Genomic DNA, 23237 nt, shown 5'->3' with positions numbered 1-23237 from the left:
TCAAATCCGGCACGTTTTTTATGAGATTTTTGTAATCTTAGTAGCTTTTGAGAGTATATTAAAATGCATTTTACAGGAGGGATAACATAATGTTTGCACTCTTTAGCGCCTTGGAATCCGGGGTCATCTACGCCATCATGGCTCTAGGGGTATACCTGTCCTTTCGGATTCTGGACTTTCCTGATCTGACGGTAGATGGCAGCTTTGTTACAGGAGCCGCCATTTCAGCCACGTTGATTGTACATGGGCAGAATCCGTTTTTGGCCACGATAGCAGGCATGCTCGCGGGCTTTATAGCGGGCTGTCTCACAGGGATTCTGCATACAAAAGGAAAGATCAATCCGCTTTTGTCCGGTATCCTGATGATGATTGCTCTTTATTCCATCAATCTCCGGATCATGGACCAGCGGTCGAATGTTCCGCTACTCGGTGAAGATACTTCGTTTACACTCATCACGGGTTTTTGGCAGAAGCTTGGGATTGACGGTGCCGTCAATAACCTGTTTACAGCCATTGGATTGGGAGGAAGCCTGCCAAAAACGTGGGGGATATTCTTTATCATGGCTATTGTTACGTTATTGATCAAGTTTGCCACCGACTGGTTCCTGAGAACGGAGGTTGGCCTGGCTATACGCGCAACGGGTGACAATAAGCGTATGATCCGTAGCTTTTCCGCAAACACCGACAGCCTGACGGTTTTAGGATTGGGGCTTTCCAACGCCTTGGTGGCATTTGCGGGAGCACTTATTGCTCAATACGGGGGATTTGCCGATGTTGGAATGGGGATCGGGATGATCATTATCGGCCTGGCTTCCGTTATTATTGGTGAAGCGCTGTTTGGTACAAAATCAATTGGCCGGGCAACGCTGGCCGTCATTCTCGGAGCGGTTGTCTACCGCATTATCATTGCGTTCGCGCTGCAAATTGAATTCTTTGAAACCGGTGACCTGAAACTGATTACAGCCCTCATTGTAGTTTGTTCACTTGTTCTGCCCAAATTGCTGGACGCACGAAAAGAGCAGGCAAGAAAAGCGAAGAGAAGACAGCTTCACCGTCAGGCTCTGGAAAGAAAGGGTGAAGAAATTGCTGCAACTAAAATCAGTTCATAAAATCTTCAACGAGGGTACGCCTGATGAAAAAATTGGACTGTCCAACATCCAGCTGGAGCTTGAACCTGGTGATTTTGTTACAGTCATCGGAAGCAACGGAGCGGGAAAGTCCACCCTAATGAACGTGGTTTCTGGGGTTCTTTACCCGGATATGGGCGAACTGCTCATCAAAGGTAAAAACGTCCTCAATCTTCCTGAGCATAAACGGTCAAGGTTTATTGGCCGAGTCTTTCAGGACCCAATGGCAGGTACAGCCCCGACCATGACCATCGAGGAGAACCTGGCCATGGCGTACGCGAGAAACAAGCGAAGATCGCTAAAGCGGGGCATTACAAAGAAATCAAAGGAGTTTTTCCAGGAAGCTGTCAAGTCTTTACATCTGGGACTGGAAAACCGTTTCACTGCCAAAGTGGGGCTGTTATCCGGCGGTGAGCGCCAGGCGCTTTCCTTGCTGATGGCAACATTCACCGAGCCGGATATCCTGTTGCTGGATGAGCACACAGCAGCACTGGATCCTTCTCGTGCCGCCCTCATCACGGATTTAACAAAAGAGATTGTTTCAAAGCACCGCTTGACCACGTTAATGGTCACTCATAATATGCAGCAGGCCATCGATCTTGGGAACCGCCTGATTATGATGGATAAAGGCCAGATCATTTTGGATGTGGATGAGGAAAGCAAGAAGCAGCTTACGGTGGAACGGCTGCTGGAAGAGTTTCAAAGAATCCGCGGAGAAAAAATGGCTAGCGACAGAGCGTTGCTTTCATAAACGCCCCTGTAACACTTTACCAGCGGAAAGAACTCTGGGACTCCTTGGTTTTTCTCCCCAAAACAGGTAGACTTTGAGCTTAAATATACGGTAGGAATCGAAATTAAGTGGGAGGAAATTTTTTTTTTGAAGCAGCATGAGCAATGGACGTCAAAATTGGCCGGGCTGTTTTAATACACTTCGATCACTTCTACAGGAAAAGCCGGACTGGCACATGGTCCGGTTTTTTTGTGCATTCAGGAGTGATTGACTTGAAATCAAAGGGTACTCATTGACTGATCATTTAACAAAATGATATTATAACGTTAAGAAAACGTTATATAATTATCGAGTTGAATAGTGCGAAGTAGTAGAGGGCATGGACCGGGAAAAGGAAAATGTCCTTATTCTTTGCGGTTTAACAATTTCATAATGAGGTGAAAAGATGAAACCAGGGATGAAGATTGGGGACACGGCAACGATAACAGCACGTGTTACACCCGAAATGTTTGCACAGTTTGAGGGAAAGCTGGTTCATCCGGCCTATTCTACTGTTTCAATGGTTTACCATATGGAATGGGCGGCAAGACAAATCATTCTTCCATTTCTAGAAGAGAACGAGGAAGGAATAGGCGGTGGCATTAAAGCAACTCATCTGGCGCCTACCCCTGAAGGGATGCCCCTTTCCATTACCGCAACGCTGACGGAATTGAAAGGAAAGGCCGTGATTTGCGAGGTAGAGGTACGTAATGAAAAAGCGGTCGTGGGCCGGGGAGAAGTCACCCAATATATTTTGCCCAAAGCACAGATCTCAAAAAAGCTGGAAGAGATGAAAGTTTTATAGAACAAAATGTAAGCGCTTACTTTAAAGCGACAAAGAGTCAAAGGATCATCAGGGGGGAGAAAACATGTTTGAAAAAATATCGCTGCATGAACAAGTGGTATTCTGCAATGATCCGGCCAGCGGGTTAAAAGCAATCATCGCCATACATAATACCACGCTAGGACCGGCGCTGGGGGGATGCAGAATGCGGCCGTATAAATCCACAGACGAAGCACTTGAGGATGTACTCCGGCTGTCCCGTGGCATGACCTATAAATGCGCAGGAGCCGACGTCGATTTCGGCGGGGGAAAGTCGGTGATCATCGGAGATCCTACAACCGATAAATCTCCCGCTCTGTTCCGGGCGTTTGGCCAGTTCGTAGATTCATTGAACGGAAGGTTTTATACCGGCACAGATATGGGGACTAAGCCGTCGGATTTTGTGCATGCATTAAAGGAAACCGCCTGTATTGTCGGAGTGCCGGATGAATACGGGGGAAGCGGTGATTCCTCTGTTCCGACAGCCCAGGGTGTTATTTACGGTTTAAGAGCCACCTTGCAGACCCTCCTTGGAACCGAGGATCTCTCCGAAATGTCCTACAGTATCCAGGGACTGGGGAAGGTTGGGTATAAAGTGGCTGAGCAGTTGATCGCGGCAGGTGCCCGGGTTTATGTAACCGATATTAATCCTCAGGCGCAACAAAGCATTGTGGAGCGGGCTGAACTTCTTCCGGGAAGCGTTGAAGTGGTTGAGGGGAATGAGATCTACGGAGTGGATGCCGATATTTTTGTTCCCTGTGCGCTCGGAGGTGTCGTGAATGACGAGACCATTGACAGGCTGAAGGTTAAAGCGGTAGTGGGAAGTGCCAACAACCAGCTGCTTGAAGATAAACACGGAATCTACCTTCAGCAAAAAGGGATTCTGTACGGCCCGGATTATATCGTGAACGCAGGAGGGCTGATCCAGGTAGCCGATGAACTGTACGGACCGAATAAAGCGCGCGTGCTGAATCAGACAAAGGCCATCTATGATTCACTTCTTGAAATCTATAAACAAAGCAGGGAGCTGAATCTTTCAACCATGGAAGCAGCAAACCGTTTTTGCGAAGACCGGATCGAGCAGCGAAAGAAGCGAAACAGTTTCTTTTCCCATCAACAGCGGCCAAAGTGGAGCGTCAGGCATTAGAAGATCCTAAAACCAAGGAGGAGTTAACATGGAGACCCAATTTCCCAAAAAACAAATTCTCAATGAAGATGGAGTAGTGGTTGATGATGCCTATAAAAGCTTGCTGGACGAGAGCCTGGTAAAAACACTGTATACGAAAATGCTGAGAGCACGGCTGTTCGACCGAAAGGGTGTTAATCTTCAACGGCAAGGACGCATCGGCACCTATGTCCCTTTTGAGGGCCAGGAAGCGGCCCAGATCGGCAGTTCAATGGCAATGGAGGAAGGAGACTGGATGTTTCCGACCTATCGTGATCATGGGGCTACCTTAACGTTTGGCCATTCGCTAAAGAATGTGCTTTTGTACTGGAAAGGACGCCAGGAAGGCTGTATCCCTCCAGAGGGTATAAAGATTTTTCCTCCTGCTGTGCCCATCGCTTCCCAGCTTCTCCACGCTACAGGAGCGGCATGGGCTGAAAAAATGAAAGGAACGGATCGTGCCTCAATCGTTTATTTTGGGGACGGCGCCACATCTGAGGGGGATTTTCATGAAGGGTTGAATTTCGCCAGTGTGTTTAACATTCCAGTAGTCTTTTTTAACCAAAATAACGGATTTGCCATATCGGTTCCGGTCGAAAAACAAATGAAATCCAAAACGATCGCCCAAAAGGCAGTCGGATATGATATCGAAGGCATCAGGCTGGATGGAAATGATGTGTTTGCGGTTTATTTCCATACGAAAGCTGCGGTGGAGAAGGCCCGCGCCGGCGGTGGTCCGACGCTGATTGAAGCTGTGACCTGGAGATATGGAGCTCATACAACAGCAGACGATCCGTCCAAATACAGAGACCAGAATGAGAGTAGTATCCGCCGTGAAACTACGGATCCTCTTGCTCGTCTTGAGAAGTTTATGCAGCAGGAAGGCATCTGGGAGTCTTCATGGCAAAAGGAGCTGGAACAAGACATCACTCTGGAAATTGAAGCTGCGGTAAATGAAATGGAGAACGAACAGCCGCCGCATCTAAATGATATGTTTGACCACGTTTTTGCCGAAAATCCATGGCCTATTGAGGATCAAAAAGAAGCATATGCACATGTGAGGGGGGAATAGCATGGCGACAGCAGCAGTTGGCACAAAGAAACTGACGCTTGTTCAGGCAGTTACCGATGGACTGAGAACGATGATGAGAGAAAGTGAAAACGTAATTGTTCTCGGTGAGGATGTCGGGCGAAATGGAGGAGTATTCCGGGCAACCGACGGATTGATGGAAGAGTTTGGGGATCAGCGCATTATCGATACGCCACTCGCTGAGTCTGGTATTATCGGAACCTCGATCGGCCTTGCCATGAACGGATTCCGACCGGTTGCCGAAATGCAGTTTCTTGGATTCATCTATCCGGCATTTAACCAAATTATGACGCATGCCTCGAGGATACGTTCCAGAACGCTCGGAGCATTTACCGTTCCCATGGTCATCCGTGCGCCATTTGGTGCCGGCGTACGAGCTCCGGAAATCCATTCGGATTCCGTTGAAGCCCTGTTTACGCACATGCCGGGCATCAAGGTTGTGGTGCCGTCCAATCCATACGACGCGAAGGGGCTTCTCATTGCGAGCATCGAGGACCCTGACCCGGTTCTTTTTCTGGAGCCGATGAGATGCTACAGAAGCTCAAAGATGGACGTTCCGGACAGCAAATATACCGTTGAAATTGGAAAAGGCCGTGTGATGAAGGAAGGGGAACAGGTAACCATTTTAACTTATGGGGCCATGGTTGACGCTTCTTTAAAAGCGGCGAATGAAGCTGAAAGCAAAGGGATCAGCGTGGAGGTTATCGATCTGCGTACATTGTATCCGCTGGATAAAGAATTGATTACCCAGAGTGTTCAGAAGACGGGGAGAACGGTCATTGTCCATGAAGCTCCCTCCACCGGCGGTCTGGGGGACACTCTCATTTCGCTCATCAATGACACGTCTTTCTTATATATGAAGGCGCCTATTGTGAGGGTTACCGGGTTCGACACACCTGTGCCGATGTTTGCACTGGAAGATCATTACCTTCCCAATGCACCAAGAATTACATCTGCAATTCATAAAGTGATCAACTTTTAGGAGGGCTTGTTTATGGTGGAAGTAAAGCTGCACGATATAGGTGAAGGTATGCATGAGGGTGAAATTCTGCACTTTTTTGTCAAAACGGGAGACGTGGTTTCCATTGACCAGCCTCTGGTTGAAGTCCAGACCGACAAGGTAACCGCAGAGCTCCCTTCCCCTGTGGCCGGAAAAGTAACCGACATTCTTGTAAAGGAAGGAGAAACCGTTACCGTTGGAACCGTCCTGCTCTGTCTTGAAAGTGAAGGAGCATCCGCTGTTCCCCAAACGCCGAAATCACAGGAACCTTTAATGGAAGCAGGAGCGGACAGCAGTTCTTCCAGTGGGCAAGCATCTCTGGCCATGCTCAACAAACGGGTGCTTGCCGCTCCCTATACCCGAAAAGTGGCAAGGGACCACGGTGTGGACATTGAGCAGATTACCGGAACAGGACCAGCAGGGCGGATCACGGAGGAAGATGTTCTTCGTTTCGTCAATGGAACCAAGACTTCCATAAGAAAAGAACAGCCGGATGCCCCAACGATAAACAAAGAATTACCTGCAGGTGAGACGGAAGAGATTCCGTTCAGGGGACGCAGGAAGCAAATCGCCAAAAAGATGACGCAATCCCTGTTTACGATCCCGCATGTGACACACTTTGAAGAAGTGGATATGACAAATGTACTGGAGCTGAAAAAGCAGCTTAAAATGCTGGATCCTGACAAAAGCAAAGGCTTTGCTATTTCTGTTGCCTCTTTTTTCATAAAAGCGATCCAGCTGGCTCTTGCCGATTTCCCGGTCTTTAACAGCAAATTGGATGAAGAAAAGGAAGTTATCAGGCTCGAAAAGCAGGTGAACATCGGAATTGCGACGGATGCAGAAGATGGACTGATTGTCCCTGTTATTAAAAATGTCGAACGCCGTTCCATAAAGGACATCAACCGTGACATGAAAAAGAAAATCACAAAAGCAAAAGAAGGAACGCTAACGAGGGAAGACCTTACAGGCGGGACGTTTACCATTTCCAACGTAGGACCGCTTGGCAGCATGGGGGCAACACCGATCATTAACGCTCCTGAGGTCGCTTTGATGGCGTTTCATAAAACAAAGAAAATGCCGGTCGTTATTCATGATGACATCCAAATCCGTTCGGTCATGAATGTGTCCATGTCCTTTGACCATCGTGTGGCCGACGGAGCAACGGCAGTACAATTTACAAACCGGTTCAAGGAACTGATTGAAAATCCTTCGGTTATGGTATTGGAGCTGATATAAGATGGTAGTAGGTGAATTTGTCCAAAACAGGCAGCTGATCATCGTGGGCGGAGGGCCCGGTGGCTACAACGCCGCCATCCGAGCTGCCCAGTTGGGGCTGGAAGTGACCCTTATTGAAAAAGAAGACTTGGGCGGTGTCTGCCTCAATACAGGATGCATCCCTTCCAAAGCTCTGACTCATGCCGCCGCGCAATATGCCTCCATGCCCCATCTAAAAGAAATGGGAATTCAGACAGAGGCAACGCGTTTTGAATGGTCGTCGTTTATCGAATATCAAAAGAAAATCGTTACCGGTTTGCAAAAAGGAGTTGAAGCTCTTTTTAAGGCGAACAAAATCGAAGTGATCAAAGGCACCGCAACGTTTATGTCCGAGAATCGAATTGGGGTGGATTCCGGCCATCACTATGAGATGTATCAGTATGAAAATGCTCTTGTGGCAACAGGGGCCAGGCCGGTAATGCCTTCCGGGATCAGCCGGGCTGAAGAGAAAATCATATACGCGGAGGAACTGAGAAACCTGAACGGGGTACCAGGACATCTCGTGGTATGCGGTTCGGATTATATCGCTATAGAGACGGCCATGGCTTTCCGTAATTTGGGGGCAGATGTATCCCTGATCTGCAGTGATGATACGTTTGGTCTTGATGAATCTATTGCCAGGGAGCTTCAGAGGGTATACAAAAAAGCGAAAATTAAACTTTTTAAAAATGCTGAGCTGCTCGAGGCAGAGGCAGGCGGGGAAGCGGTCACCATCACGCTTCAAAGCGTGAAGGAAAAGATAACCTTGGATGCCGATGTAATGGTTTTTACCGATAATTATCACCCGAACACAAATGAACTGGGTCTTGAATTTATCAAGGTTCATTTGGATGACGAGGGATATATCGTGGTCAATGAATATGGAGAAACCAGTGTCCCTGGAGTTTATGCTGCAGGAGATTGCACCATCGGTATGAGGCTTGCCAGCAAGGCGATTAAACAGGGTAAAGTGGCTGCCGAGCATATTGGCGGGTTGAGCTCTGCATACAGCCTGGCCCTTGTTCCTCAAGTCATTCACAGCACACCTCCCATAGCAACCGTTGGATGGACGGAAAAGGAAGCGAAAGAGCAGGGATTTGAGGTTAAGACCGGCCAGTTCGCCATGGGTGGCAATGGGTTTGCCAGCCTTAGCGGGCAAAGGGAGGGGCTGGCTAAAATGGTTATAGACGCCAAAACAGACCTGTTGCTTGGAGTTCACATGATGGGAGCTGGAGCTGCTGAAATGATCAGCACGGGAACGCTGGCATTGGAAATGGCAGCCCGAGATGAAGATCTTTCGTATCCTGTTTATGCCCATCCATCATTGAGCGAAACCTGGCTTGAAGCTGTTGAACAAGCAACCGGAAAAGCCATCCATCTGCCTCCGGCACGCAGAAAAGAAACGGCAACATCTTAAAATTTTGAACGGCACCCCGAATGTTTAGCTTTGCTAAATTCCAGGGTGCCGTTTCTTTTTAGAATGTTTCCGTTGAATGGAGCTTAGGGTCTGTACCATTATGCCCTGGGATACGGATAATAGATCATCATGATCAATTTGGCAGGGCTGTCACCATGGTTTTGATAACAGTGCGTAAAGTCGGCGGCGAAATGCAGATTTTCCCCCGTTGATAATGTGTAGGTATTTTCGTGAACAGTCAGAGCAAAGCTGCCTTCTTCGACTAACAGGTATTCTTCCACACCATCGGGGTGAGCTTCAGAACAATAATTGCAGCCGGGAAGAAGCTCCAATGAGTAGATTTCAAACGATTTCCCCGGTTCAACCGGGAACAGAGGACGGACGAGAAAGGTGCCACTGGCATCGGCAATCGGATTGATTTCGTTCGTGATGACCTTTTTTATGGAAGGCTGATCTTCTTCAACAAAGGAGCTGAATGATACCCCAAACCCATTCGCAATTTTCCACAACGTGCTTACTGTCGGGTTGGATTCTCCCCGCTCGATCTGGCTTAGCATCGGTTTGGATACGCCGGTTGCATGGGCGGCCTGGTCCAGGCTCCAGCTTCGCTGGCCTCGCAGGGCTTTTAATCTCTTACCTATAATTTCGGTTAAATTCATAGGAAAAAATGCTCCTTGTGAAATTGTTTTATATAACATACAATATGTACAATATAACATATAATTCTGAATAAGGTGAACAAAAGGAGTGTTCTTCATCATGATCCCGATTCCTGCTATTTCTGCTGCAAATCATGATTTCAAGAGAGGAATCCAGGCGGGACTGTCCATTGCCATCGGTTATTTGCCTATTGCTTTTACATATGGTCTGCTGGCAAAGTCGAGTGGATTGTCACTGCTTGAAACAGTTGGAATGAGCATCATTGTTTTTGCAGGAGCATCTCAATACATTGCTCTTTCCATGATTGCAGCGGGTACAGGTGCTTTTGAAATCATCATCACTGCCTTTATCATGAACATCCGCCACCTGCTGATGAGTGCTTCGTTAAACGAAAAAATGGAAGAGGATACGAAGTGGAGAAAAGCCGTGTACGGCTTCCTCATTACAGATGAGACCTTTTCTGTCGCAGCAACACGGACTGAAAGGAAACTTGCTTCTTCTTTTATGCTGGGACTTGGTTTAACGGCCTACGGAAGCTGGGTGATCAATTCGGGCATCGGATACTTGATCGGAGCAGGACTGCCGGAAACCATTCAGGCCGGAATGGCTGTTGCATTATATGCCATGTTTATCGGCCTTCTTGTTCCATCTGCCAAAAAATCCAGCAAGGTCATACTCCTGGCAGGTACAGCTGCTCTGTTGAATTCGCTGTTTTCATTGTATGAGCCACTGTCAGGAGGATGGGGCATTATTCTATCCACCATTATTTCAGCAGCCGGCATTGAATTTTTGATGAAGGAGGAAGCCCATGGAAACTAATTTGCTCTGGATGATTGCCGGTATGGGGGTGGTCACCTATCTTCCGCGTGTGCTGCCGCTTATTGCCCTGGATACGGCCATTATCCCCCAGAAATGGCAAAGCATCCTGAAGAATGTTCCATTTGCCATTCTTGGGGCCTTGATTTTTCCCGGAATTCTGCACATCAATGAAGGCAGCATGTGGTATGGCATTGTGGGAGCCGGTATAGCTTTGCTTTCTTCATGGCTGAACTGGAACATCATTCTCGTGGTCCTAAGTTCGGTGTTGGCCGTAAGCCTTTTCTCTTTTTGGGGATTATAACATAAAGATGATTAAGGTTTTCTTTCTTCAATCATTATGATAGTATGAATACCCAAACGATTGGAGGGGAATCGAATGTATCTTCATATGATTCGTTTTGCTTTAATCGGTTTGTTTTCAATGACGGCGGCTTCCCTCATGTTGTTTCAGTCTCTGGAAGTTTTTCATGCCTTCCTGGACATTTTTTCAGGTTTTTTTCATAGAGATTAAAGGGTAAAGAGCTATACTTAGCTCTTTTTTTTATGAAAAAGGGCACACTGAAAAAGGAAAGACGGAGATAAAGGATGATTGTTAAATGAAACTTATCGCAATAGACATGGATGGAACACTTGTCAGCAAACAACTGAAGGTTACCAAAGCAAACAAGGAAGCCATTCAAAGGGCTCGTGAAAAAGGGCATATGGTGGTTATTGCGACGGGAAGATCCTTTGATGAAGCACGCTATACACTTGGTGAAGCAGAGCTGCATCTTCCGTTGATTTGTGTGAACGGAGCAGAAATCCGTAATGAGAAATGGGAGAAAGTCACCAGTATCCCAATTCCGTTCAAGCAATATTTTAATGTGGAAAAGGCGCTGCGCGCAAACAACATTTATTATGAAGTCTATACCAGTGAGGGGACCTATACCGATAACCGTGAGAAGGCCTTCAAGGTAATGAAGGATATTGTACTGACCTCCAATCCGGATGCGACAGAAGATGATGTGCATAAAGCCGCATTGCGCCGTTTTAAGCTTGGCACGGTCAAGTATATCGATGATTACGACCTCCTGATGGAAAGAGAAGGCCTTGAAATTTATAAAGTGCTGGCATTTTCCAGCGAACCGGAAAAAGTGGCCAATTCGGTTGAACGATTGAAACAGATTGAACATCTGGCGGTCAGTTCTTCCGCCAACAACAACCTTGAAATTACTAATGCAGATGCACAAAAGGGATTTGCACTCGAAAAATTTGCGAAGCTGAATAACATCAGTCTTGAGGACACGATGGCAATAGGTGATAATTACAATGATGTTTCCATGCTTGAAAAGGCGGGCATCAGCGTTGCCATGGGCAATGCCTATGATGAAATCAAAACTATCGCCAAATTCGTGACCAAGACAAATGACGAAAGCGGCGTCGCCTATGCCATTGAAAATTATCTCGAAGAACGGAAAACAAGCCTGGCTTAACACGCCGGGTTTTTTTATGTAAGTAAATAATTAATATATATATTTACATGAAATTTACCAGGTTGTCAAAAGGGCTTAATACTCTCTTGGTACGCTTTTCTCAGATGGAAAAGAGGAAGGGGAGAGAAAATTGAATAAAAAAATGAAAACATTGCTGGGTGCTGCTGTTCTTGGGGCGAGCTTATTTGCAGGTACAACGACGGAAGCCGCAAAAAATCCGCATCATGACGTGCTTGATATCGCCCACAGGGGAGCGTCAGGATATGCGCCGGAGCATACGCTCACTTCTTATAAAATGGGTGACCGTATGCATGGGGATTACATAGAAATCGACCTTCAAATGACGAAAGACGGCAAGCTGATTGCCATGCATGATGAGACGGTAGACCGTACGACAGATGGAACAGGGAAAGTTAAAGATTTTACGCTGGAGCAGATTAAACAGCTGGATGCGGGCTCTTGGTTTAACGAAAAATACCCGCAGTATGCCAATCCGCGCTATGAAGGGTTACAGGTTCCAACGCTTGAGGAAATCTTTAAGACGTTTAAAAAAAATAAAAAATATTACATTGAAACCAAATCACCTGATGTTTACCCTGGCATGGAAGAGGAGCTTTTGCGTCTGGTAAGAAAGTATCACATCAACAAAGACACACTTCTTGTTCAATCTTTCAGTAAAGAAAGCCTGTTGAAAGTGCATGAGCTTGATCCATCCGTGAGACTGATCCAGTTGTTATCCTACAAGAAGCATGCTGTTCTGACGGATCAGGAAGCAGCAGACATGAAGAAATATGCAGTCGGGATCGGGCCGAACTTCAATTACCTGGACCAACCCTATGTGCAAACCGCGCGTCAAGCCGGCCTGGATGTGCATCCTTATACAGTAAATGAGGCAACGGATATGCAAAGGCTGATTGATTGGGGAGTTACCGGAATGTTTACGAACTTTCCGGATAAGCTTCACCGGCTTATAAAAGAAAACCGTCATCCTCATCATAAAGCAGAAGCTAAATAAAACGTGAAGCCGCTCAGACAATGAGCGGCTTTGTATTGTCTTTGGGAGCAATATACAGTGTTCCATCTTCCTGAAGCTGTGCGAGAAACACCGATTTGCTGGAGGAAATGCCGGCTTTATGAAGCTTGCTCTGTACCCATTTATCACTTAGTCCGTATTCCTTCAAATTCCCTCTCATCAGTTTCCCATCCACAATGAGTTCGGAAGGAAGAAAATAAGTGCCTGCCGGAGCGGAATCCGCTGTTTTTTTTATTACGCTGAGCTGGCCGTTAGGCTCAAAAATGGCATAGTCCACCCCTGTCATGGTAAATATTTCCTTATTTCTAAGCATCATGCACAAATCATCAATGCCCAGATTCAGCTGGTTTAATGTGTCTTGCATGATCAGTCCTTTTTTTATCACAATCGCAGGCTCGCTTTCCAATGCCAGTTTAGCCTTGGGTGAGCGCTTAACTAAAAATTCAATGCCCAGGATCAAGAGCACCCAAATGACCACAGCAACAATTCCGTTGGAAATGGAAACATCCTTATAATGAATGATCATCTCTCCGACGATGTTTCCAAAGGCGATGCTTGTTGCGTAATTGAAGTATGTAAGTTCACCCAACTGCTTTTTGCCGAGGACTTTTGTGAACAATAATAAGAAAGCCAGTCCCAATAGGGTTCTGTATGCCGTTTCTACCATTCCGTCCATGCGCTCACCTCTTTTTCACTAGTCTTATTTTGGCCGGAAAACAGCGATCACAAACACTGGAAAAGGATCAGTCCTGTTTTACTTCACTGCTTATTGCGAATACAATAGATGGGGAAAGGAGTGGAGAAGAGTTGAGAGATCTGATAGAAAATAGTGAGCTTTTAATCTTTGATCTGGACGGAACCTTATACGAGGACACGGACCATTTTGACTATTACTGTCGTTTGCTCCAGCAACGGGCAGACCGTGGGATTCAGGAGGAATTTTACGGGGCATACGAGAAAATGAAGAAGGGGCTTCATCCGGTGGCCGTTGGAAAAGTGTATGACCTGAAATTGGACATGGCACTTACAGTTGATCCTCTAACCCTGCAGGTAACCGCTGCTCATCACTGGGATGGCTCCCCCATGGAAGAAGAAACCTTGAAAAGGGAATATCCTGGTGAGTTACTCTATGATTTCGAACGGTTTATCGCCATTGGTGACGGATGGTGGCTGCCTTATGTCACTGCCATGCATTACGGCCTTACGCAGCAGGATACATGGGACGCCTATAACGCGACAAAACTCTATATGGTCAGTGATGAATTTTCATTATCTAAAACACCTGGTTTAAAAGAAAGCCTGGAACGCCTGAAAAAGGACAAGTACCTTGTCTTAATGACAAACAGTGAAGAAGATGATGTGCTAAGACTTCTCAAGGAGCTGGGTCTGGACGGACTTTTCCATGTCATTTATCCATCCACCCAAAAGCCGGTCAAAACAAAAGAAGTATTGTCGGAGATCCTGGCGAAATGGAAGATTATTCCGGAGAAAGCGGTTTCCATCGGTGATAACTTTATCAATGAGATTGCTCCTGCCCTGCTAATGGGCTTAAACGCAGTATACATACAGCCCAACGGCTACCAATTACAGCATGATAATTTAACGGTGGTTCCCACGCTGACGGATGCTTTTTAAAGAATGGACCACCTTAGCTCTTTTTTGTTCTATTTCGGACAAAGTTACCTAAACTAGGTAATAGGATGTCCGTAAGGAGGAGAGCGTGTGAAAAAGGCACTTTTGTTTGCCACAGGCTTTATTTTATATGGTGTGCTGATGTGGTATTACTTGTTGCATGGAGCTCATACTGAGCTGCCCATTCAGTACCGGGGATCGGCAGCTGATCCGACCATGTTTATGAACGGCCGTCAGTTGAAACTGAGCTATGATTTCTCCCGGCTTAAAGACTGGATTTACTTCGTATCCGTTCCATTGGAATGGTTGATTTACCTGCTTGTATTGGGATTTGGCCTTTCGAAAAAGATGCGAAGCGCCGTGAAGGGCATCACCCGGTTTTCACTCGTTCATACCGGGCTTTATGTTCTGTTGCTTTCTTTTGGAAGCTGGCTTTTGACGTTCCCGCTGCGATATTACAGCTATACTGTTTCCAGGGATTATCACATTTCAGTTCAGCTGTTCAAAGGCTGGATGAAGGACAGTCTCATCGATTTTTGGGTGGGATGGTTATTTACCTTTCTCACCGTTGTTGTCATCTATTTCTTTATCAGGAAAGCCAAAAAGAAATGGTGGCTGTATGCTTGGCTGATTTCCATTCCATTTACCATTTTCATGTACTTTATCCAGCCAGTTGTGATTGATCCGCTGTACAACAAATTCTATCCATTGAAGGACCAGGCGTTAAAAGAAAAGATCTTGACGCTTGCCGACCGGGCGGAGATACCCGCTTCAAATGTTTATGAAGTGAATATGTCAGAAAAGACAAACTCCCTGAACGCTTATGTGAATGGAATCGGCTCGAATTTGCGGATTGTGCTGTGGGATACCACACTTGATCGTTTGAATGATAAACAGGTTTTATTCGTCATGGCACATGAAATGGGACATTATGTGATGAACCACTTGTACCAGAATTTGATCGGAGCGATTATTCTTACGCTTTTCGGGTTATTTCTGGGAAGCAAGGTCTATACGTGGGCCCTGGCAAAATGGGGGAAACGATGGGGAATTAAAGGACCAGGGGATATTGCCGGACTCCCTGTTCTGCTTTTGATATTCAGTCTTCTCTCTTTTCTGGCCGGACCAGTGGAAAATGCCGTTTCCCGTAAAGCCGAAAAAGATGCAGACCGGTACGCCATTGAAATGACTAAAGATCCAGAAGCGGCTGTAGGAGCTTTTCAGAAGCTGACGATTTCCGGACTCAGCGAGGTGAATCCGCCAAAGCTGGTGAAATTCTTTTTATACGGGCATCCCACCATGCTCGAGAGAATCACCTTCCTTGATTCCTACAAGGACAAATATCAGCCAAAAGAACTTCAAAATGCAAAGCAGCAAAAGCAGCAGTAAAAAAGGCGGGGCACATAGCCCCGCCTTTTATTTGTCTTTTTCAAGGCTGTAGTTTGGAAGGACGAGAACCTCAACCCGCCGGTTTTTCGCTCTGCCTTCAGCTGTTTTGTTGCTCGCTCTCGGACGATATTCGCCATATCCGCTGGCACTGAGCGTTTTAGGGGAAAGATTGGGGTTGGTGCGCAAAATCTGCATAAAATTAATGGCACGCATCGCGCTCAGTTCCCAATTGGACGTATACTGCGCATTCTTGATTGGAACGTTATCGGTATGCCCTGCGATAATAATGTTTCGCGGCGGATTCGTCACAAGCAGTTTGGATAAATCTTTCCCAATGCCTACTGATTCCGGTTTGACTTCCGCGCTTCCCGAATCAAACAGCGCATTATCTAAAATGGTAATTAACAGCCCGTTTTCCGTCAGTTTGGTCTGCAGGCTTTTTGACAGGTCCTTGTCTTCGATAAAATTGTCAATGTGTTTTTTTACCTCTTGAAGGGATTCCAGTTCCTTCTTCGCTTTTTCCATGCGTTCTTTTTCCTGAAGGGACAGTTGAACCAGCTTCTCTTTGTCCGGCAATGGATCTGTTTCCGGAGATGAAATGGGCGCTTGTTCATCCATCATGCCGGTTCCTCCTGTAAATTCGTCATTGAATGCACTTGCCATCTGCTTGAATTTGGAGGCATCGACCTCACTCATGGCGAACAGAACGATGAACAGTGCCAGAAGAAGGGTCAGCATGTCTGAATAGGGAACCAGCCAGGATTCATCCACATGATCATCGTGCTTCTTCCTCTTCCTTCTAGCCATTATTTACACCTTCCTTAACCTTCTCTCGTTCACTGGATGGCACATACGTTAATAATTTTTCTTCCAGGATTTTTGGAGAGGTTCCATCTTGTATGGAAAGGATGCCTTCAATCATGATTTCCTTGAGGAAGATCTCGTGCTGTGATTTTCGCTTCAGTTTATTTGCAAAAGGATGCCATAAAACATATCCCGTAAAAATACCAAACAGGGTGGCAATGAACGCGGCGGATATAGCATGGCCAAGCGCTTCAATATCGTCCATGTGGCTCAGGGCGGCGACAAGACCCACCACAGCTCCCAGCACTCCCAGTGTCGGCGCGTACGTTCCTGCCTGTGTAAAAATGGCTGCGTTGCTTAAATGCCGGTCCTCCATGGTCTCGAGATCTTTCAATAAAACATCTTTTATAAATTCAGGAGATTGTCCATCCACAATCATTTTAACTCCCTGCTTTAAGAAAGAATCATCAATTTCTTCCGACATCGGCTCTAGAGCAAGCAGACCTTCTTTTCTTGCAATCGTCGCCCACTGGATAAAGAGACGGATCAATTCTTCTATGGGAACGACCTTTTGGTCTGTAAACAATAATTTAAAAAGGCCGGGAAGCTTTTTTACTTCATGTACCGGAAAGGCAATCAATATGGCTGCTGCCGTCCCTGCAAAAATAATCAGTAATGCCGCAGGATTGAACAGGGAAGAAAGTGCAACCCCTTTTAGAACCATCCCGGCTCCTATGGCAATAATGCCCGTGATGATGCCGATAACTGATGTTTTGTCCATTTCTGTTTCATCCTCGTTTTTTGCTATTTTCGTATATTATGTATATCGGCTGATTCAAACGGATATTTATAGGTCAATAGTGGGAGACAGGTGAAAGAATTTACGAAAAAAGTCATCCAAATGTCAATTTCGTACGTTAGCTTTATAACTACTTTCCGATGGGATAAGACAAAGAGAAACTCAATCGGTATAATAGCAGTAAAACCAACCTAAGGAGAATAGTATGTCAAAGCTTACTGATTTTGAACTTTATACCAAAGTTCAAAATGGGGATAAATCAGCCCTGGAGCAGATTTACGATCGATATGAAAAACTGCTGTTTTCCTTTGCCTTCCGAATGACCCAGAGTAAGGATACCGCCGAAGATGGGGTACAGGAAGTGTTTGTTAAACTTTGGAGAAAAAAAGGGGTCTGGGCTTTTTCATGAAAACAAAACCATTATTGATGATTTTAGTACTGACTGCACTGATCGGGATTGGTGTCTGGACGTCACAGAAGGAATCCCACAGCGTCCATGAAAATCCAAAGCCGACAGAAAGCTTTCAACCGGTGAACGGAAACGGACAGACAGGCCTGAAGCCCGGCAATACCCTTCCAGATGCTGCTTTGACTTCGTTGGAAGGGAAAACCGTTTCGTTAAAAGAGTTTCGGGGGAAAAAAGTCATTTTGAACTTTTGGGCTACATGGTGTCCTCCTTGCCGTAAAGAAATGCCGGATATGCAGAAAATGTACAGCCGCCATAAAGATGATCAACTGGAGATTGTGGCAATCAATCTAAGGTATACGGAAAAAAGTACGGAGGCAGTCTCCGATTATGTAGAGCATCGAAAAGCCTCCTTTCCGGTTCTGCTTGATCGGGAGGGGAAAGTCAGTAAAAAATTTCAGGCTGTTTCGCTTCCTACCAGTTATTTGATTGATTCCAACGGAGTGGTCCAAAAAAAAATTATTGGCGCGTTATCACCTAGTCTTATGTCAGAGTTTATTAAACGCTCCAAATAACCCCCTTTTCACGGGGGTTTTAGTCTTTTTATCCTAAAATTTTACATTGAAAAATTAGGCAATTCGAATACTAGGAGTTTTTGACTTTTTAGCGAAATAGTAAAAGGGGAATAGAGGCTATATCAATCCAACTATGGAGGAAAAGGGGTATAACCATGGTTGAACGATCATTGGTGAAAATGATGAAACTGCAGAGGACGCAAGAAAAACCTCTAAGGGAGGATATGCAGATTACTACCTTGGAAATGGATTCAGTCCACTATTTTCGACTAAAACGAACAACTGCCGGAAACTATACAATCACCTTCTCGGAAGGCGTGATAGCCGATGAATTGGGTTTTCACTTTATGGGATCGGGGGAAATGGCCACCGGTCAGCCGGCAGAACAATTGAAGCCCTATTTTGAAAAAGCATTTGGCGGGGTGCCGTGTTTTTACAGGACCGGTAATGCAAAAAGAACCCTGTATACCTCGCTTACCCCTGTCTTTTCCAATGGGAAAGTAATCGAAGTAGCAGGTGCTACTGCAGATTATTCCGGAAACAATTATCCCGTTGCAGAGCGAAGGGAATCGTCGCAAAAATATAAAGAAATATTTAATCATAGTATCCATCCTACCCTGCTGTTGGATGATAACCGTGTCATTCTTGATGCCAATCCTGCCGCCCGCCGGCTGCTCGGAATCAGTCCTTATGATGTAGAACGGAGCAGGATAGATGCGTTTATCGTCGGGGAGCCTGGATTTGATGTAACCCTCAATTGGGATTTGTTCTTGCTTGACCCTGCGTACAGGTGGGAGTTTAACCGGGGTACTGCACATAAAAGGCTGATTGAGTTTACGGGGAAAAAAGATATTCTTCCCGGGATCCATTTGGGGATTTTACAGGATGTTACCGAGCGAAGGCAAACCCAGGAACGGCTGCGCAAAGCAGAAACATTAAATGTAGTCGGGGAAATGGCTGCAGGTGTTGCCCATGAGATCCGTAATCCTTTAACAAGCCTGAAGGGTTTTGTACAGCTCATGCAAAACGAGGGACAGGCTCATGAGGTGTATTATTCCATTATTCTGAACGAAGTGGATAGAATTGACCATATTATTAAAGAATTTCTGCTCCTCGCCAAAACGGACCGCCAGGAGGTACAGAAAATCAGCCTGGTCAATACGCTGAAGGAAACGGTCTCTCTCCTGGAAACACAGGCGATCTTAAAAAACATCACGCTCGATCTTGTGTGCGAAGAAGATCTTCCGGATAGTCATTGTGATCCGTTTCAGATGAAACAAGTATTTATCAACCTGATTAAAAATGCGATTGAAGCAAGTAATGCTGGTGGAAAGATTTCAATTACAGCCAAACGCAAAGATAGCAAGTATATTCACTTCACATTCACCGATAACGGAACAGGTATGCCCAACAAAGTGTTAAACCGAATTGGAAAACCTTTTTATACGACGAAAGAAGATGGGACCGGCCTCGGACTGATGGTCAGTTATAAAATTATTGAAAACCATAAAGGTACCGTGGATGTATCAAGTGAAGTGGGAAAAGGGACGACCTTTGAAATATCCTTACCTTTATCTCCCTAAATGAGCCACATTGAGAGTTGACTTTAACCATACTGCTTTAGCAGGTGTTTCGTTGGCTTTTTTGTTCCGATTGTTCTATCTGTAAGCAAAAAAAGAGACAGCCCTTAAGGCCTGCCCCTTTCAAAATCATTATTATCCAGTAAATTCTTGTACGAACATTTTACCGTATTTTCCACCGTCCACAATTCCGATGCCGACTTTAGTGTAGTCGGATTTAAGGATGTTTTCACGGTGACCTTGAGAGTTCATAAGTGCAGTATGAGCTCCATCTACTGAAGAGTTTCCAGCAATGTTTTCACCTGCTGTTTGGTATTGGATACCAAATTGTTTCATCATATCAAATGGAGATCCGTATTTAGGTGAATTGTGATCGAAATAGTTATTATCGATCATGTCCTGTGCTTTTACACGGGCCATTTTAGTTAGTTCCATGTCCACTTGAAGTGGTTTTACTCCTGCTTTTTCACGCTCTTGGTTTACTTTTTCAACCATTTGTTTTTCATCAGCTGTAAGCTGTCCTGCTGCAGCGTCAGATTTTGGCGCTTCACTTGTTTTTTGCTGCTCTTGTTTTGGAGCTGCCTGTGTTTTTTCTTGAGCTGGAGCTTGTTTTTGCTCAACGTTTTGAGCTTGTACATCGAATCCTTGTTCCTTTAGAGATTCGATTAATTTATTGATATCAGCATTGGATTGACCCTGCTGTACCTGTACGTTTTGTGATTGCGGGCAATCAGCCGCATGTGAAATCCCTGCGTTCGCACCAAAAAGAGATGCACCTAGAATTGAAGCTACTACTACCTTTTTCATGGATGAATTCCTCCCGTTTTTGTATAGTGATGTTAGCTACAACACAGGTTTCGGGTATAGGTGACCATGATTGGGGGTTTGGAAACAACTCCCAGTTTAACAGCCGGATTTTTTGGGCAAGACCCTCATCCAGTAAGATCTCATACACATCGGGATTGGAGAACTGCTTCCAATCGGGAAAACCGATGCGCTCATCAAACCTTCTTAACAAGAGCGCAAATAAATTCCCATGGGTCACAAGAACGGTACATTGATCCGGAGAGGCTTGGATGTCTCGTATTAACTCACTAACACGGTCGGTTGCGCGCTGGCTGGATTCGCCACCTTCAAGTACTGCTTCAAAGTTGGTAAACGAATATTCAAGGTGATCGAGCCAGTCTGGCAGATCCATTTGAGACAGTATTCGTTCTCCCAGGCGCTCATCTGTTTCGATGGGCAGGTTTTTGAAGTGTGCAAGGGGCTCGATGGTATCCACAGTACGGACAAAGGGGCTTGAAATGATCCGGTCAAAGGGTTTCATCATTAAAAGGGCTTTTAACTTTTGTGATTGGGCTATTCCTTCTTATGTAAGGACAGCGTTTCTTTCCTGACCTGATGCCTTACAATGCCGGACAACGATAACTCGTTTCATGGCTGTTCCTCTTTCTACTATGTATTGTTCATAACTGTGTATGTTTCGAGGCCGCTAAACCAAAATCCTTTAACGAATACTGTAACAGGAGAATTTTTCCGTTATCGTTCGATCCAGATGAAAGGAGCAAAGAGTGTGTATCCCGAACTTAAGCAATTCAATCAAATGAGCAAGGATTATGAGCAACGTATAAAAGAGGCCCATGATCGTTGGAAAGTGATTAACAGACAAAAGGAGACAGCTTCAAGAGAATATGAGCATTTGCTTGGGCAATACGGCCGAAGAAATTCAAGAGTAGATATCGAAACTCTCCATGAAAGCAAGGATGAGTATCTTCGTCTCCTGGCAAAAGAAAGAGAAGCAATGGAACTTCTCGATGAATTGAAAGAAAGCAAAAATGACAGGATGAGGGAATTTGTTGATACGCTGTTGCAGGCAAGAGACCGGGAAGTTGCTGCGGCAACAAGGACCATGAAAAAGAAAATTGACGAAATGCAGCGATTAAAAGCTGAATATTTAATGATTGTGCAGCAAATTCATCAGATTCACCAATACGTGAATGGCATTGAAGAATCCACACTCCAGGCTTTTCAAACCATCGGAACCCGGTATAACCAGAAATCGGATTTCTCCATTTACCCCGCTCTGTCGAGAATGGAGATTACACACCGGGAAATTCAGCAGGTGTTTACAAAAGGAGATTTGCCGGCTGAACTGTCCAAATTTACAGACCTATACTCATCGTTTCATCTTCCCAAAAAATAAAAAAAGGCCATAATCGTTTTGATTATGGCAAAATGCCGAACGCATGATGAAGAATTGGGGTGGGGAAGTGCTGTTTTGCCGGTGAGACATCTGGCCGGCAGAGAGAGTGATATTCTCTACATGATTACATTATGCTCGTATGCCGGCTGAAGTCTGGACAAGTGCCATGATGAAAAAGCCCATTTTTCTGCTTCGTATTTCGCCTTCCACCAGCTGCCTCTCTTCAGCAACCTTTTTTTCTACTCACTTCGCCATATATTTTCCAGTAATCATCACCTTTTGTCTTTATAATGGGCCATTCAGCCTAGGACATCCAAATTTTCAAAAAAATAAATTTCCAATGTTTAGATTTTTTAGTATAATGTTATTAGATCATAAAGTTGGGGGACTCTATTCAATGAAAATAGAAGGACTAAAGGCATATGTAGAAAAGCTGGAAGTGGCTCATTATATCCTGTCAAAAAGTTTGCATCCGGAAACAACAGGTGATGGAGATTTGACACGGACCCAATACATCCTTATGAGAATGCTTTCGGAAAGGGACCGTTGGACGGTTACGGAGTTGGCGGAGGTCCTTGAAGTAAAGCCAAGTGCTGTGACTGTAGCCGTAGACCGACTGTATAAAAAAAATTATGTGCAGCGCTATCGCAGTGAAGCAGACCGCAGGATTGTATATCTTGAATTATCTGAAACCGGCAGTGGGATATTAAAAGAAGCGGAAGAGCGCCGGCTTGAAAGCATGGAAAATCTGCTGAGCAGAATTTCCAGGGACGACCTAGAAGCACTGATTACGATTTATGATAAATTCGGAAATGACACTAAGCAGCATAAAGCCTTGACCTTGGCCCCTTAAAGCGACGGGAATTTTTCCCGTTGTTTTTTTTGTGTCAAAACCTCCTTTGTGTATCATACTCCCCGTAAAGTTGAAAATACTAAGGTTATTCCAGCTTAAGGAGGTAGTGCTGTTATGCTGAGAAGAGAAGGGATGATCCCGACTGTACTGGGAATCATTGTGAGTTTGGCCTCTTTTTCGTTTGGCGCATCCACCCGAAAATATTCCGGTCTTTCAAAGGTTCTGCTTGGCTTTGGATTGGCGCACATTGTGCTTGGGGTCATTGATTTATTTGAACATGATCGGGACGAATGGTAAGAGGGGGAGTTCTTTCTCCTTCTTTCTGTTTAAAGAAAGGTTTTATAGGGAATTTTTCATATAAATCCAT

At 45.3% G+C, this 23237-nt stretch carries 26 protein-coding genes and 1 pseudogene; 21 read left to right on the top strand and 6 right to left on the bottom strand.

Annotation, left to right across the window (positions count from 1 at the left end; translation table 11 throughout):
• Nucleotides 1-89: 89 nt before the first annotated feature.
• The 8 genes from DMO16_RS11320 (at nucleotide 90) to lpdA (ending at nucleotide 8645) form a co-directional block, all read left to right on the top strand.
• Nucleotides 90-1109, top strand: a complete 1020-nt coding sequence (locus DMO16_RS11320) for an ABC transporter permease (RefSeq protein WP_061967322.1) — start codon at nucleotides 90-92, stop codon at nucleotides 1107-1109.
• Complete coding sequence (locus tag DMO16_RS11315; protein WP_129477523.1) at nucleotides 1084-1878, top strand: ABC transporter ATP-binding protein; 795 nt, start codon at nucleotides 1084-1086, stop codon at nucleotides 1876-1878. The genes DMO16_RS11320 and DMO16_RS11315 overlap by 26 nt, the downstream gene beginning before the upstream one ends.
• A 424-nt stretch (nucleotides 1879-2302) precedes the next feature.
• The gene (locus tag DMO16_RS11310) at nucleotides 2303-2701 is read left to right on the top strand and encodes a thioesterase family protein (protein WP_061967326.1); all 399 of its coding nucleotides are present in this window, start codon (nucleotides 2303-2305) and stop codon (nucleotides 2699-2701) included.
• Between the two features lie 64 nt (nucleotides 2702-2765).
• Nucleotides 2766-3866, top strand: a complete 1101-nt coding sequence (locus DMO16_RS11305; RefSeq protein WP_129477521.1) for a Leu/Phe/Val dehydrogenase — start codon at nucleotides 2766-2768, stop codon at nucleotides 3864-3866.
• 28 nt (nucleotides 3867-3894) lie between these two features.
• Entirely contained in the window at nucleotides 3895-4956 is a 1062-nt protein-coding gene (pdhA, locus tag DMO16_RS11300; RefSeq protein WP_061967328.1) for a pyruvate dehydrogenase (acetyl-transferring) E1 component subunit alpha, read from the top strand.
• A gap of 1 nt (nucleotide 4957) precedes the next feature.
• Nucleotides 4958-5956, top strand: coding sequence for an alpha-ketoacid dehydrogenase subunit beta (locus DMO16_RS11295; protein ID WP_129477519.1), 999 nt, complete (start codon nucleotides 4958-4960; stop codon nucleotides 5954-5956).
• Between the two features lie 12 nt (nucleotides 5957-5968).
• The gene (locus DMO16_RS11290; RefSeq protein WP_129477517.1) at nucleotides 5969-7210 is read left to right on the top strand and encodes a dihydrolipoamide acetyltransferase family protein; all 1242 of its coding nucleotides are present in this window, start codon (nucleotides 5969-5971) and stop codon (nucleotides 7208-7210) included.
• Nucleotide 7211: 1 nt separating this feature from the next.
• On the top strand, nucleotides 7212-8645 hold the full coding sequence (gene lpdA / locus DMO16_RS11285) for a dihydrolipoyl dehydrogenase (protein ID WP_129477515.1): 1434 nt from the start codon (nucleotides 7212-7214) through the stop codon (nucleotides 8643-8645).
• Between the two features lie 98 nt (nucleotides 8646-8743).
• On the opposite strand, the gene DMO16_RS11280 is transcribed toward lpdA, so the two are convergent.
• Complete coding sequence (locus DMO16_RS11280) at nucleotides 8744-9304, bottom strand: helix-turn-helix domain-containing protein (protein ID WP_129477513.1); 561 nt, start codon at nucleotides 9302-9304, stop codon at nucleotides 8744-8746.
• 100 nt (nucleotides 9305-9404) lie between these two features.
• Here DMO16_RS11280 and DMO16_RS11275 point away from each other — a divergent pair, with 100 nt between their 5' ends.
• From DMO16_RS11275 to DMO16_RS11260, 4 genes are all read left to right on the top strand, one after another.
• A complete protein-coding gene (locus tag DMO16_RS11275) occupies nucleotides 9405-10124 on the top strand; it encodes an AzlC family ABC transporter permease (protein WP_061967337.1) in 720 nt (239 codons plus the stop codon).
• Nucleotides 10114-10425, top strand: coding sequence for an AzlD domain-containing protein (locus DMO16_RS11270; RefSeq protein WP_129477511.1), 312 nt, complete (start codon nucleotides 10114-10116; stop codon nucleotides 10423-10425). Before DMO16_RS11275 ends, DMO16_RS11270 begins: the two co-directional genes overlap by 11 nt.
• Before the next feature lie 295 nt (nucleotides 10426-10720).
• On the top strand, nucleotides 10721-11596 hold the full coding sequence (locus DMO16_RS11265; protein WP_129477509.1) for a Cof-type HAD-IIB family hydrolase: 876 nt from the start codon (nucleotides 10721-10723) through the stop codon (nucleotides 11594-11596).
• A gap of 142 nt (nucleotides 11597-11738) precedes the next feature.
• The gene (locus tag DMO16_RS11260) at nucleotides 11739-12611 is read left to right on the top strand and encodes a glycerophosphodiester phosphodiesterase (protein ID WP_206738096.1); all 873 of its coding nucleotides are present in this window, start codon (nucleotides 11739-11741) and stop codon (nucleotides 12609-12611) included.
• Between the two features lie 13 nt (nucleotides 12612-12624).
• Here the strand turns inward: DMO16_RS11260 and DMO16_RS11255 are convergent, their stop codons facing one another.
• The gene (locus tag DMO16_RS11255) at nucleotides 12625-13305 is read right to left on the bottom strand and encodes a YetF domain-containing protein (RefSeq protein ID WP_129477505.1); all 681 of its coding nucleotides are present in this window, start codon (nucleotides 13303-13305) and stop codon (nucleotides 12625-12627) included.
• Nucleotides 13306-13436: 131 nt separating this feature from the next.
• Here DMO16_RS11255 and DMO16_RS11250 point away from each other — a divergent pair, with 131 nt between their 5' ends.
• Both DMO16_RS11250 and DMO16_RS11245 read left to right on the top strand, forming a co-directional pair.
• On the top strand, nucleotides 13437-14264 hold the full coding sequence (locus DMO16_RS11250) for an HAD family hydrolase (RefSeq protein ID WP_129477503.1): 828 nt from the start codon (nucleotides 13437-13439) through the stop codon (nucleotides 14262-14264).
• Between the two features lie 87 nt (nucleotides 14265-14351).
• On the top strand, nucleotides 14352-15650 hold the full coding sequence (locus DMO16_RS11245) for a M48 family metallopeptidase (RefSeq protein ID WP_241840544.1): 1299 nt from the start codon (nucleotides 14352-14354) through the stop codon (nucleotides 15648-15650).
• 27 nt (nucleotides 15651-15677) lie between these two features.
• On the opposite strand, the gene motB is transcribed toward DMO16_RS11245, so the two are convergent.
• Nucleotides 15678-16457 (bottom strand): flagellar motor protein MotB, encoded by a 780-nt coding sequence (gene motB, locus DMO16_RS11240; RefSeq protein ID WP_129477501.1) that lies wholly within the window; start codon nucleotides 16455-16457, stop codon nucleotides 15678-15680.
• Nucleotides 16450-17235 carry a flagellar motor stator protein MotA gene (gene motA / locus DMO16_RS11235; RefSeq protein WP_129477499.1) on the bottom strand — a complete coding sequence of 262 codons (786 nt, stop codon included), beginning with the start codon at nucleotides 17233-17235 and terminating at the stop codon, nucleotides 16450-16452. The genes motB and motA overlap by 8 nt, the downstream gene beginning before the upstream one ends.
• 223 nt (nucleotides 17236-17458) lie before the next feature.
• Here motA and DMO16_RS11230 point away from each other — a divergent pair, with 223 nt between their 5' ends.
• The 3 genes from DMO16_RS11230 to DMO16_RS11220 all read left to right on the top strand — a co-directional run bounded on the left by DMO16_RS11230 (nucleotide 17459) and on the right by DMO16_RS11220 (nucleotide 19817).
• Nucleotides 17459-17662: an RNA polymerase sigma factor gene (locus DMO16_RS11230; protein ID WP_129477496.1), complete on the top strand. Its 204-nt coding sequence runs from the start codon at nucleotides 17459-17461 to the stop codon at nucleotides 17660-17662.
• On the top strand, nucleotides 17659-18234 hold the full coding sequence (locus DMO16_RS11225; RefSeq protein ID WP_061967357.1) for a TlpA disulfide reductase family protein: 576 nt from the start codon (nucleotides 17659-17661) through the stop codon (nucleotides 18232-18234). Before DMO16_RS11230 ends, DMO16_RS11225 begins: the two co-directional genes overlap by 4 nt.
• A gap of 224 nt (nucleotides 18235-18458) precedes the next feature.
• Nucleotides 18459-19817, top strand: a complete 1359-nt coding sequence (locus DMO16_RS11220) for an ATP-binding protein (RefSeq protein ID WP_206738095.1) — start codon at nucleotides 18459-18461, stop codon at nucleotides 19815-19817.
• A 132-nt stretch (nucleotides 19818-19949) separates the two neighbouring features.
• Here the strand turns inward: DMO16_RS11220 and DMO16_RS11215 are convergent, their stop codons facing one another.
• Together DMO16_RS11215 and DMO16_RS11210 are read right to left on the bottom strand one after the other, a co-directional pair.
• Complete coding sequence (locus DMO16_RS11215; RefSeq protein WP_129477491.1) at nucleotides 19950-20621, bottom strand: CAP domain-containing protein; 672 nt, start codon at nucleotides 20619-20621, stop codon at nucleotides 19950-19952.
• Nucleotides 20622-20709: 88 nt separating this feature from the next.
• A pseudogene (locus DMO16_RS11210) lies at nucleotides 20710-21252 on the bottom strand (histidine phosphatase family protein); the annotation flags it as partial.
• Between the two features lie 117 nt (nucleotides 21253-21369).
• Between DMO16_RS11210 and DMO16_RS11205 the strand changes: the two are divergent.
• The 4 genes from DMO16_RS11205 to DMO16_RS11195 all read left to right on the top strand — a co-directional run bounded on the left by DMO16_RS11205 (nucleotide 21370) and on the right by DMO16_RS11195 (nucleotide 23167).
• Nucleotides 21370-22017 (top strand): hypothetical protein, encoded by a 648-nt coding sequence (locus DMO16_RS11205; RefSeq protein ID WP_206738094.1) that lies wholly within the window; start codon nucleotides 21370-21372, stop codon nucleotides 22015-22017.
• A gap of 24 nt (nucleotides 22018-22041) precedes the next feature.
• Complete coding sequence (locus DMO16_RS25175) at nucleotides 22042-22167, top strand: hypothetical protein (protein ID WP_277873756.1); 126 nt, start codon at nucleotides 22042-22044, stop codon at nucleotides 22165-22167.
• Nucleotides 22168-22414: 247 nt separating this feature from the next.
• Nucleotides 22415-22870 (top strand): MarR family transcriptional regulator, encoded by a 456-nt coding sequence (locus DMO16_RS24285; RefSeq protein ID WP_061967367.1) that lies wholly within the window; start codon nucleotides 22415-22417, stop codon nucleotides 22868-22870.
• Nucleotides 22871-22984: 114 nt separating this feature from the next.
• Nucleotides 22985-23167 carry an asparagine synthase gene (locus DMO16_RS11195; protein ID WP_129477485.1) on the top strand — a complete coding sequence of 61 codons (183 nt, stop codon included), beginning with the start codon at nucleotides 22985-22987 and terminating at the stop codon, nucleotides 23165-23167.
• Nucleotides 23168-23237: the final 70 nt, after the last annotated feature.

Source organism: Fictibacillus sp. S7 (assembly GCF_004127935.1).
Classification (GTDB): Bacteria; Bacillota; Bacilli; order Bacillales; family Fictibacillaceae; genus Fictibacillus_C; species Fictibacillus_C enclensis.
Note: the sequence above shows the minus strand (reverse complement) of the source record. Positions and strands in the feature narration are given on the sequence as shown.

What these genes read in the sequence shown, in the direction of transcription:
- DMO16_RS11220 (WP_206738095.1), top strand. Translation starts at nt 18,459, where the DNA reads ATGCAGATTACTACCTTGGAAATGGATTCAGTCCACTATTTTCGACTA.
- DMO16_RS11280 (WP_129477513.1), bottom strand. Translation starts at nt 9,304, where the DNA reads ATGAATTTAACCGAAATTATAGGTAAGAGATTAAAAGCCCTGCGAGGC.
- pdhA (WP_061967328.1), top strand. Translation starts at nt 3,895, where the DNA reads ATGGAGACCCAATTTCCCAAAAAACAAATTCTCAATGAAGATGGAGTA.
- DMO16_RS24285 (WP_061967367.1), top strand. Translation starts at nt 22,415, where the DNA reads ATGAAAATAGAAGGACTAAAGGCATATGTAGAAAAGCTGGAAGTGGCT.
- DMO16_RS11305 (WP_129477521.1), top strand. Translation starts at nt 2,766, where the DNA reads ATGTTTGAAAAAATATCGCTGCATGAACAAGTGGTATTCTGCAATGAT.
- DMO16_RS11320 (WP_061967322.1), top strand. Translation starts at nt 90, where the DNA reads ATGTTTGCACTCTTTAGCGCCTTGGAATCCGGGGTCATCTACGCCATC.
- DMO16_RS11265 (WP_129477509.1), top strand. Translation starts at nt 10,721, where the DNA reads ATGAAACTTATCGCAATAGACATGGATGGAACACTTGTCAGCAAACAA.
- DMO16_RS11290 (WP_129477517.1), top strand. Translation starts at nt 5,969, where the DNA reads ATGGTGGAAGTAAAGCTGCACGATATAGGTGAAGGTATGCATGAGGGT.
- DMO16_RS11205 (WP_206738094.1), top strand. Translation starts at nt 21,370, where the DNA reads ATGAAAGGAGCAAAGAGTGTGTATCCCGAACTTAAGCAATTCAATCAA.
- DMO16_RS11275 (WP_061967337.1), top strand. Translation starts at nt 9,405, where the DNA reads ATGATCCCGATTCCTGCTATTTCTGCTGCAAATCATGATTTCAAGAGA.
- DMO16_RS11195 (WP_129477485.1), top strand. Translation starts at nt 22,985, where the DNA reads ATGCTGAGAAGAGAAGGGATGATCCCGACTGTACTGGGAATCATTGTG.
- DMO16_RS11215 (WP_129477491.1), bottom strand. Translation starts at nt 20,621, where the DNA reads ATGAAAAAGGTAGTAGTAGCTTCAATTCTAGGTGCATCTCTTTTTGGT.
- DMO16_RS11310 (WP_061967326.1), top strand. Translation starts at nt 2,303, where the DNA reads ATGAAACCAGGGATGAAGATTGGGGACACGGCAACGATAACAGCACGT.
- DMO16_RS25175 (WP_277873756.1), top strand. Translation starts at nt 22,042, where the DNA reads ATGGCAAAATGCCGAACGCATGATGAAGAATTGGGGTGGGGAAGTGCT.
- DMO16_RS11255 (WP_129477505.1), bottom strand. Translation starts at nt 13,305, where the DNA reads ATGGACGGAATGGTAGAAACGGCATACAGAACCCTATTGGGACTGGCT.
- DMO16_RS11225 (WP_061967357.1), top strand. Translation starts at nt 17,659, where the DNA reads ATGAAAACAAAACCATTATTGATGATTTTAGTACTGACTGCACTGATC.
- DMO16_RS11260 (WP_206738096.1), top strand. Translation starts at nt 11,739, where the DNA reads ATGAAAACATTGCTGGGTGCTGCTGTTCTTGGGGCGAGCTTATTTGCA.
- DMO16_RS11295 (WP_129477519.1), top strand. Translation starts at nt 4,958, where the DNA reads ATGGCGACAGCAGCAGTTGGCACAAAGAAACTGACGCTTGTTCAGGCA.
- DMO16_RS11230 (WP_129477496.1), top strand. Translation starts at nt 17,459, where the DNA reads ATGTCAAAGCTTACTGATTTTGAACTTTATACCAAAGTTCAAAATGGG.
- lpdA (WP_129477515.1), top strand. Translation starts at nt 7,212, where the DNA reads ATGGTAGTAGGTGAATTTGTCCAAAACAGGCAGCTGATCATCGTGGGC.
- DMO16_RS11270 (WP_129477511.1), top strand. Translation starts at nt 10,114, where the DNA reads ATGGAAACTAATTTGCTCTGGATGATTGCCGGTATGGGGGTGGTCACC.
- motA (WP_129477499.1), bottom strand. Translation starts at nt 17,235, where the DNA reads ATGGACAAAACATCAGTTATCGGCATCATCACGGGCATTATTGCCATA.
- motB (WP_129477501.1), bottom strand. Translation starts at nt 16,457, where the DNA reads ATGGCTAGAAGGAAGAGGAAGAAGCACGATGATCATGTGGATGAATCC.